Source organism: Paracoccus sp. R12_2, from assembly GCF_017744015.1.
Lineage (GTDB): Bacteria > Pseudomonadota > Alphaproteobacteria > Rhodobacterales > Rhodobacteraceae > Paracoccus.
The window spans coordinates 96440-105492 of record NZ_JAGHRA010000015.1; the positions used below are offsets into that span (position 1 = coordinate 96440).

The following is a 9053-nucleotide window of genomic DNA, read 5'->3' on the forward strand; positions in this document are numbered from 1 at the left end:
GTCTTTCGATTCGGTTCGGGTCAGGTCGTGGCGGACATGGCGGCATCTGCGGGCAATCCCAGGGCGCGCAGCAGCGCGGCAAACTTGTTGCCGGTCTCGGCGGCCTCGGAGGCGGGATCCGAGCCGGGCACGATCCCGGCACCGGCATACAGCCGGGCCTGATTGCCGGCGATCCGGGCGCAGCGGATCGCGACATGCCAGGCGCCATCACCAGTGGTGTCGCACCAGCCCACGGCGCCTGCATAGTAGTCGCGTCCGACCGGTTCTAGCCGCTCGATCAGCGCGGCGGCGCGATCGCAGGGCAGGCCGCACACGGCCGGGGTCGGGTGCAGCATCGTGGCCAGCAGGATCGACGGCGTGCTGTCGTCCTTCAGTTCGCCGGTAATACGGGTTCCCAGATGCCACATGCTGCGCGTGCAGGTCAGGCCCGTTCCATCCGGGCAGCCAAGCTGGCGGCAACAGGGGGCAAGCGTGTCGAGGATATATTCCACCACCATCGCGTGTTCGCGTCGATCCTTGTCCGATCCGGCCAATCCGGCGCAAGCCTCGGCATCCGCTGTGGGGTCCGCGTGTCGCGGTGCAGACCCGGCCAGCGGGTTCGACATGATCCGACCGGCGCGCTTTTCCACCAGTATCTCGGGCGAGGCGCCGACCAGGACTGCGGGGCTGTCCCCGAAGGATGCATCGCGCAGCGCCACGTGAAAGGTCGTGACAGTCGGATCCTCGGCCAATCTGGATTGCAGCAGGTCGGGATTGATCGGGCGGCTGGCATGCACGGTCAGGCTGCGTGCCAGCACGATCTTGCGCAGACGGTCCGGGCCGTCTGGGTCGGACGTCATGATGCGCAGCGCCTCGGCGACGGTTTCGGCGTATTTCGCCGCGGCCGGTTCCGCGCGCAGGGTGGGATCTGGTGCGCAGGCGTGCGCCGTTGTCGCGTGCAGCGGCTGGCGGTCGATGCCGGCGGCAAGCCACAGGCAGTCGGCCCCGTCGCGCCGGAACGGCAGCGCACCGGCCAGAACCGAACCGGTGCCACCTTCTGCAAGGGCCTGCGACACCCGTGCCTGTCGCGTTGCGCCGGTTCCGGAGGGGACCGGTGACGGTGTTCCTCTGGCGCGCAGGGTGCCATCCGGTCCACGGAAGACAAAATGCCCTGCCGCGGCGTTGGCCCGCGCGAATTCGGCAGGATCAAGAAGTGACATGTTCATGCTGTTCATCACTGGCTGCCCACTGGCGGTTGCCGTGGAGTTTCGGGACAGGGCCTGACCGGCCAAGGATGATGCCTGCCGGACGCGAAGCAGGGTCGGCTGCGCGTCGGTGGGGTTTTCAAGGGTCGGACCGCGCCATGCCCGGGGCGGGACGCGGTCCGAGGAGCGACAAGAGGGGTTTATGTCGGATCCCGGCGCGAACCTGTCCAATCTACGGGCTATAGTCAACTAAAAAAGTAAGGATTATGGAGGCGCGGCGAAACCCTGCCTTGGCGCGGCCTGGTGGGGCATATGAAAGGCAGAATGATGCAGGTTGCAGACATCTTGGAGACGCCGCTTTTTGTGGTGCCGGGCCTGTCCTGGGCACAGTTTGACCCAGCATGGATCATGGACGATGCCGATCCCGACACCTTGTGCTGCGACGCCGGGAATCATGAAATCCTGCGGGTAGCCTTGCATCGTGATCTTCGCATGGCGCGACCGCGCAGACGGCGCGAGTGGCTTTCGGGGCGATTGTGCGCCGCGCTTGCGTTGCGCCGTTTGGGGGCTTCGGAATTCGTCGGAATGCAAGGGCGCGCACCTTGCTGGCCGGATCGATGCACAGGGTCCATCAGCCACAGCCCTGCGCGCGTCGTTGCCGTCGCGGGTCGTGGGTTTTCCGGGCTGGGCGTGGATTGTGAGTTGCGGCTTGACGCCGCCGCCGCGTCCCTGCTGGCACCCGCCGTTCTGTCGCCGGGCGATCTTCGTGCGCGCGCCCCGTGGCTTGGGGAAGCCGACGCCGTTTCGGTGATCTTTTCGGCCAAGGAGGCACTGTTCAAGGCGTTGTCCCCGCAGCGCTGTAACTTGCCCGATTGCCGCGCTGTCAACGTAACCTGCTGGCGCGCCGCCACGCTTGACCTGTGCATGGACGGGCATAGCTGGCCCGTTTTCTGGCGCTGCATGGGCCGTGAGGTGCACACATTGGCAGTTACGCGGGAATCCTGACTATTTAACTATGATATTTTTACAACACGCCCGCCGCGTTCTTGATTTAATCCTTAGTAAAACAGTTGTGAATCCCGGCGCGGCCGGACTAGGCGAACCACATCGTCAATTTATCGAGGTTCCGTCATGAAGCTGCGCCGCGTCTTCCCGCTTGCGGGTGTTTCCATTCTTGCACTTGCGACGGCGTCCGCCGCGCAGGACGCAACGATCTCGCAAACGCCGGGCACCATTATTCTCAGCCCGATCACCCTGGTTGCCGACGGGCAGGAAAGCGTCGAGGCGACGGGCGGTGTCGTCGTGAGCCAGCAGGATATCGAGGCGCTGCAGCCGGCGGACGTGTCGGAACTGTTCGCGCGGGATTCCGCGGTCACAGTCGCTGCGGGGTCTGGCCAGTCGAAGCGTATCCATGTCTTTGGACTTGAGCAGTCGAACCTTGCCGTGTCGGTGGACGGCGTGCCGCAATTCAAGGATGGCTGGCATCACAGCGGCTCGAACGTGATCGATCCGGCCTTCCTGAAACGGGTCGAGGTGAATGCAGGCGCGGCGCCCGCAGACGCCGGTTTCGCCGCCGCAGCCGGTGCTGTGCGCTATGAAACGCTTGGTGCGCGCGACTTGTTGACCGATGGTCGCACGCAGGGCGGTCGCGTCGGCCTGTCCTATGGCACCAACGGGCGCGGGGTGTCGGCCAATCTGGCGGGCTACGGCGTTCACGAGGGCTTTGACTGGTTCGCCATGGTCCATGCCGCACGCGGCGATAATTATGACGCTGGCAATGGCGATGAAATTCCGGGCAGCGAATCCGCTGTCACCGGCGGGCTTGTCAAGCTGGGCTACGAGTTCGAAACCCACCGGATCGAATTGTCCTACGAGCACAGCAGGGACGATGCAGACCGTGTGGCGCGGATGAACATGGACCTGAGCGACGAGGTCTTCCCGCTGAAGATCACGCGCGACACGCTGAGCCTGAGATACAGTTCGACCGCGCCCACCGCGATGTGGGATCCCGAGATACGGTTCTATGTCAGCCGCAACGAATACACGCGCCCCGACTTCATCCCGGATCGTGCCGGCGGCGACTTCGCGTTCGAGGCACAGGCCGTGGGCGGCGTGATGCAGAACCGCTTTGCCATGGGGCCGGGCACCATCACCACCGGGATCGACTGGGCCTATAACGACTACAAGATCGACAATTTTGGCGACACGGATGTTCGTTTCCACACCACCGAGACGATGCAGGTCGGGGCGTTCGTGCAGGGGCGGTTCGAATTCCAGAACGGCATCGATCTGTCCACCGGCGCGCGCGTGGACCACCACCGCTATACCGATTGGAACGGCCTGCGAAAGGCGGATAGCGGCGTCAGCGTGAACGGCACCGTGGCCTATGAAGTCTCACCGGGATACGAGGTATTCGCGGGGGCGTCGCGTACCTGGCTGGGATACGACATCGGCGAGTACGGCTATCTGCACGCCCGCGACAGCAGCACCTTTACCTCGCCCGACTATGAACCGGCCACTGCCACCAACTACAAGCTTGGCGTGAATGCGAATCAGGGTAACTGGACAGGCAACCTGACCCTGTTCGACACCCGTCTGGACGGTCTGGCCAACGCGTATTTCCCGATCCTCGAGAACAGCGAGGAATATCGCAGCCGGGGCGTCACGCTGTCGGGTAACTACAGCTGGGGCAGCGGCCGGTTCGGCGCCAGCATCACCACCGCCAAGCTGACCTTCGACGGCGATGAACTGCCGCCCGCCGGCGGCGAGGCCACCCCGATCGGCACCGTCGCCTCGTTGTTCGTGGATCAGGAGATTCCGCAATACAACCTGACCGTGGGCGCCACGCTGGAGATGGCGGACCGACTGTCCGGGGATTATATCGACGATAACGGGTTCGAGGATCACCCCGGTTATGGCGTTCTGAACGCCTATGCCGAATGGCGTCCGGCCAGCTACGAGAATGTCGTGGTCCGTCTTGGCGTCGATAACCTGCTGGACAAGGCCTATTACGAACGCTCTAGCTATGGCCGCAATACGGAGCCTGACGTGACCCCGCTTTATGCGCCCGGCCGGACCGTCACACTGGGTCTGACGATGGATTTCTGATCTCCAGCAAGCAGATCTTCATCAGCGGCGCCACGCGATTGGCGCCGCTTTTTTTTGGTTGGTAGCGGCCGCGTTGCGGATCTGGCGATCAGTTTTGGGCAGAACATCTGATCGTCAGGATTTGGCGGGCTTATCCTCCCTGAATTCGCCAATCCATGTCCGGCTCTCGTCATTTGCACTGTCCGACGGCAGCCGGCGCGGTTTCGAAACTAGGTTCCCGGATTTCGTGCCTAGCCGCCGTTCTGTGCATTCCGTTCGCGCACGTGCAGATATCTGGGGCCGGGCTTCGACGGCATCACCATGGCGAACGGAGAACGGTTCGCCGCGCCTGATCTTCCCACATTCAAAGATTGTGGTCGTCCGAACGGATGGGACTTGCATTCAGCGACATTGCGCGCTACCTGCCCGTCCTACGGTCGGAGCGTAGCGCAGCCTGGTAGCGCACCTGCTTCGGGAGCAGGGGGTCGGAGGTTCGAATCCTCTCGCTCCGACCATCTTTTGCTTGAAAAGAGGCAGATAGATTTGCCTTTTCGATCACGAGAACTGCCTCTCCCGCATATTAACTCCCATACAACGTACTGATTTTGCCAAATTAACGACGCTTGGGAATGAACTCGCCACAATCAGTGATGATCGGTCACGATGAGAGCTACCGGATTCAGCTTTCTTTCAAACGCCGGACTTCAGAGTTGCGGTCGCCACCGACGAGATCTCACAACACCCAAAATTACGGCTTCCTATGCCTGCTATGCCGGGGCACCTCCGCTCACCGACTTGCATGATAGATGCCATGTTGCGAGAAACTCCATCGACGCGTTGGGCGGGGAGTAGACGTTCGCTGCGTTCTGAACGAACGGCAGCAATGCGGACAAAGCTGCCGTTCGTCTCTGCTCGCCCTATGTCCGCTTGCCCTGGGAGGCCATACTCGCGGATCTGTCTCGAACCGCAGCATCAGGCTTTTCTCATCCGTCGACGTTTGGCCCATCGGTTGGCACGTCGAGTGTGCGCTTGTAGCTGGTCATCACCACCGAAGTTCGGAAGCGGCGCACGTTGGGCTGGTCGAAGAACAGACGGCGGGTGAGGGCTTCGAAATCCGCCATGTCGCGGGCGACGCAGATCAGGACGAAGTCGCCCTCGCCGGTCACGTAATGGCACTGCTGGACCTGTGGCTCGGCGCAGGCAGTGCGGGCGAAGCCGTCGATCTGATCTGGCCGCTCGCGCTCAAGCTCGACCGAAACGACGAAGGTCATCGCCTGCCCGAGCGCGGCGGGATCAAGCACCGCGACGGTGCCCGCGATTACCCCGTTCCGGCGCAGCTGGGTTAGGCGCCGTTGCACGGTGGCAACCGACAGTCCCGTCTCGTCAGCGAGTTGGTCGAGCTTGACCTGCGCGTCGCGCTGAAGGGCCGCGAGCAGCGTGCGGTCGGCATTATCGAACGTCGGCATCATCATGAGGCCACCGTATCACGGGCTACAGCCGTTACGGGAATGTTTCTCGCATATCGGGTACGCGTGCCGCAAACGCCGCACGCTTTCGTGGCAGATTGCATTCATGACCATGCTCGACCCCGCGCCCGTACGCGCCCGCCTGTCTCGGTGCCCCGTCCATGCACCGACCCCGCTCCGACGGCAGATGCCGGGCGGGCGACCGCTCTGGATCAAGGATGAACGGGCACGGATGGGGCTTGGCTCGTTCAAGGCCTTGGGCGGGGCCTACGCGGCGCTGCGGCTGATCGAGGCGAGGGGACGGGTTGATGTCACCTTCGTCACCGCGAGCGCAGGGAACCACGGCCTGTCGGTCGCCGCCGGCGCACGGGTCTTCGGAGCGATGGCCCGCATCCACATCGCGCGCACGGTGTCCGAGGACTTCGCCGACCGGCTGCGCGCCGAAGGGGCGGAAGTCGTCCGTTCGGGCGAGGCCTACGAGGCCTCCGTCGCCGCCGCGATCGCGGATGCCGAGGCGACGGGGGCGATCCACCTCGCCGATGGATCCTGGCCCGGCTACACGGAGCCGCCCCAGCTGGTGATGGAGGGCTATACCGTAATCGCCGAAGAGCTGCGGGAGGCGTTCGAGGCCGCCGGGCCTAGGCCTGACGCCTGGCCCGACGTCGTCTACCTCCAAGCGGGTGTCGGGGGCCTCGCCGCCGCGATGGCGGCACGCATCCGCGCCGCCTGGTCCGTGCAGCCGCGCATCGTCGTGATCGAGCCCGAGGCGGCCCCTTGCCTGCGCGAGAGCATGCGTGCGGGTCGCATCATCACGGTCGACGGCCCAGTCTCCGAGATGGGCCGGCTCGACTGCAAGACGCCGTCCCTCCTAGCCTTCGACATCCTGCGCGAGACGGCGGACGCGTTTGAGACCGTTTCCGAAGCCGAGGCCGCGGCGGCCGTCGACCTGATAGCCGCCGAGGGCCTTGCAACCACGCCCTCGGGAGCGGCGGGCGTCGCTGGCTGGATGCGGATGGGCGGAGAGCGCCCGCTCGCGATCCTCAGCGAGGGTCCGGTCGATGGCTGACCCCACCTTCGACGCGGTCGCTTTCCGCCGAAACAGCCAATCGTTCGAGTCGCGGCATCGATAGAAAAGGGCTCGGAGCGGGCTTGCGGTCGCGCAGAACAAACGTCGACCTTGGTCCGCTCCGAATGTCGGCTTCCACCTTTTTTGAGCCATCGGCTTGTCGCCGCAGCGAACAAAGCGCTAATTCGCTGCAGTTACTCGAACGACCGCTTCACGGTGATCTAAATTCGTTCGGCAAAGCGCCTGATGCGTTGCACCAGGCGCCTTTTGTTCCTGTCACATCGCGCTACTTGATGGCGAGGATGTCGAAGTTGTGGACGTTAGCGACCACACCGTAGTCCCACCCGCCAGCGACCAACTCCGCTGCCCGTTCGTTCAGCAGCCCGGCGACTTGACCGGCAAAGTGTGCTTCACGGCCAGCATTGTTTGTGAAGATGTCGAAGATTGCGAAGGATGTTTCGTCAATCTGCAGCGCCGCCCAGAACAATGTGCCGGGTTCGGTTTCTTCGACGATGGGACCAGCTGCGGTCAGCAAGGCTGCCAATTCCGGCCCTTTGCCGGGTGCTGCTTCGAGCGTGATGTACGTGGCTGTCGTGGCCGAGTAGAGATCAACCGGTTCCCTCATCGACAAGACATCGGAATTGTTGATGTTCGCGACAACACCATCGTCCCAGCCTCCGGCGACCAGCGCGTCGGCATTTTGGTTCAAAGCCGCGGCCACGGCGCCGGAGAAATGCGCATTGCGCGCTTCTTCATCCACGAAGATATCAAAGATCGCGAGCGTATCTTCGGCTTGCAAGGCAAACCAAAGCACGGTGCCTGGTTCGGTGTCCGCGACAATCGGGGCGGCTCCGGCCAGAAATTCGGCGAATGCTTCGGTCTGGCCTTCAGCAGCGGGCATGGCGATGTAGCTGGCAGTGTGATTTTCCATTGGGGTTTCCTGTGCGGCTGCAGATGTCGTGATCAAGGCCAAAGCGGCGAGTGTCTTGAGAATTTGGGCTTTCATGGTCGCCTCCTGATTGAGAGGTTGTTGTGTCTGGTTTCGATGCACCCTTTTCCCATGCCGAATGCCTCAGGCACCAATCCCGAACTTCTATTCTTTGATAGACATGTGCTATGGTGAACCTCATGGCGGAAAGTGACGGAGACTGTGGCAGTGGAGATGAACCAGATCAGGTATTTTTTGGCTGTCTGCCAGCATCGCAACTTCACCCATGCCGCTAGCGCCTCAAATGTTTCCCAACCGTCCCTGACGACCGCGATCAAGAAGCTTGAACACGAGCTCGGGGGTGATCTGTTTGTCAGGGACCGCGCGGGATGCAGGTTGACGGCACTCGGAAAACTCATGCAGCCAAGGCTACAGAAAGCGCATGACGAAACGCAGGCAGCTAAGGCAGAAGCCGTCCGCCACACGCGACTAGCGCGGGTTCCTATTTCTGTCGGTGTTGGCGAAACGATTGGTCACAACCGGATTTCAGCCGCCGTGGAACGCTTCCGTACACGATTGCCGCAAGCCGAAATAGAGTTGATCGTGGCGTCTGCCTCCAAGCTTCTGGCCGGATTGCGAGAGGGTGAATTTGACGTCGTTGTCACAGCGACGACGGTCAGTGAAGACCTCTATCGAATAGACCAGCTCTATGACGAGTCCTACAAGGTTGTGGTGTCCAAGTCGCACCCGTTGTCTGAACGAGACGCTATTTCTCTTTCGACACTCGCTGAAACTGACATGCTCGATCGACCCAATTGCGAAATGCGGGATGCGTTGCATGGGGCATGTGCAGACCAAGGTCACGAACTCTACGCGGCCTATCGGTCAAATCGCGTGGATTGGTTAGTCGAACTCGCGCGGCAGGGATTAGGCGCGGTGATTTTGCCAACCACGGCAATTCCAGCAGACAGCGGCCTAGTTTCGATACCCATCGACGGCCTTGAAATTTCGCGAACTGTTTCTGCTCTTCGTTATCGGCACCAAACGACGAGGCCAGAGACAAATGATCTGATCCGTGAGATTGCGCGTGTGTAGGCGTAGTATCATTGATGGCCGACATTCGCGCATAGTGCAGTAACTGGTACTTTGGGCTCCAAGTGGACCTTCGTTCCAATGAAGTCGAACGGCAGCTCTGGGCCGAGGCTGTGTGGAAACGCTGTTCCGTGGTAAGCTTTTGCAAGGCAGTGGGAGGCAGGGATGGCACGTTTCATCGATGGCATCGACCGGGAACAGGTCACGCTTTTCCCGGATCGTCTTGAGGA

7 protein-coding genes and 1 tRNA gene are annotated in these 9053 nt (G+C 62.3%); 5 read left to right on the top strand and 3 right to left on the bottom strand.

Annotated elements, in window-relative coordinates:
* Positions 1-20: 20 nt before the first annotated feature.
* The gene (locus J7359_RS16095; RefSeq protein WP_209058152.1) at positions 21-1205 is read right to left on the bottom strand and encodes an isochorismate synthase; all 1185 of its coding nucleotides are present in this window, start codon (positions 1203-1205) and stop codon (positions 21-23) included.
* A gap of 669 nt (positions 1206-1874) precedes the next feature.
* On the opposite strand from J7359_RS16095, the gene J7359_RS20045 reads away from it, so the two are divergent.
* From J7359_RS20045 to J7359_RS16110, 3 genes are all read left to right on the top strand, one after another.
* The gene (locus J7359_RS20045) at positions 1875-2189 is read left to right on the top strand and encodes a 4'-phosphopantetheinyl transferase superfamily protein (RefSeq protein WP_348524403.1); all 315 of its coding nucleotides are present in this window, start codon (positions 1875-1877) and stop codon (positions 2187-2189) included.
* A gap of 126 nt (positions 2190-2315) precedes the next feature.
* Entirely contained in the window at positions 2316-4292 is a 1977-nt protein-coding gene (locus J7359_RS16105) for a TonB-dependent receptor (protein WP_209058154.1), read from the top strand.
* A 417-nt stretch (positions 4293-4709) separates the two neighbouring features.
* Positions 4710-4786: transfer RNA gene (locus J7359_RS16110), tRNA-Pro, on the top strand.
* Positions 4787-5254: 468 nt separating this feature from the next.
* Here J7359_RS16110 and J7359_RS16115 read toward each other — a convergent pair.
* A complete protein-coding gene (locus tag J7359_RS16115) occupies positions 5255-5743 on the bottom strand; it encodes an Lrp/AsnC family transcriptional regulator (protein WP_348524404.1) in 489 nt (162 codons plus the stop codon).
* Between the two features lie 100 nt (positions 5744-5843).
* On the opposite strand from J7359_RS16115, the gene J7359_RS16120 reads away from it, so the two are divergent.
* Positions 5844-6803, top strand: coding sequence for a pyridoxal-phosphate dependent enzyme (locus J7359_RS16120; protein WP_209058155.1), 960 nt, complete (start codon positions 5844-5846; stop codon positions 6801-6803).
* 286 nt (positions 6804-7089) lie between these two features.
* Here J7359_RS16120 and J7359_RS16125 read toward each other — a convergent pair whose 3' ends face one another.
* Complete coding sequence (locus tag J7359_RS16125) at positions 7090-7809, bottom strand: hypothetical protein (protein ID WP_209058156.1); 720 nt, start codon at positions 7807-7809, stop codon at positions 7090-7092.
* Positions 7810-7965: 156 nt separating this feature from the next.
* On the opposite strand from J7359_RS16125, the gene J7359_RS16130 reads away from it, so the two are divergent.
* Entirely contained in the window at positions 7966-8826 is an 861-nt protein-coding gene (locus J7359_RS16130; RefSeq protein WP_209058170.1) for a LysR family transcriptional regulator, read from the top strand.
* Positions 8827-9053 lie beyond the last annotated feature (227 nt).

Bases quoted from the DNA above. Each gene is read 5' to 3' on its own strand.
- J7359_RS16095 (WP_209058152.1), bottom strand. From the start codon at position 1,205: ATGAACATGTCACTTCTTGATCCTGCCGAATTCGCGCGGGCCAACGCC.
- J7359_RS16105 (WP_209058154.1), top strand. From the start codon at position 2,316: ATGAAGCTGCGCCGCGTCTTCCCGCTTGCGGGTGTTTCCATTCTTGCA.
- J7359_RS16115 (WP_348524404.1), bottom strand. From the start codon at position 5,743: ATGATGATGCCGACGTTCGATAATGCCGACCGCACGCTGCTCGCGGCC.
- J7359_RS16120 (WP_209058155.1), top strand. From the start codon at position 5,844: ATGACCATGCTCGACCCCGCGCCCGTACGCGCCCGCCTGTCTCGGTGC.
- J7359_RS16125 (WP_209058156.1), bottom strand. From the start codon at position 7,809: ATGAAAGCCCAAATTCTCAAGACACTCGCCGCTTTGGCCTTGATCACG.
- J7359_RS16130 (WP_209058170.1), top strand. From the start codon at position 7,966: ATGAACCAGATCAGGTATTTTTTGGCTGTCTGCCAGCATCGCAACTTC.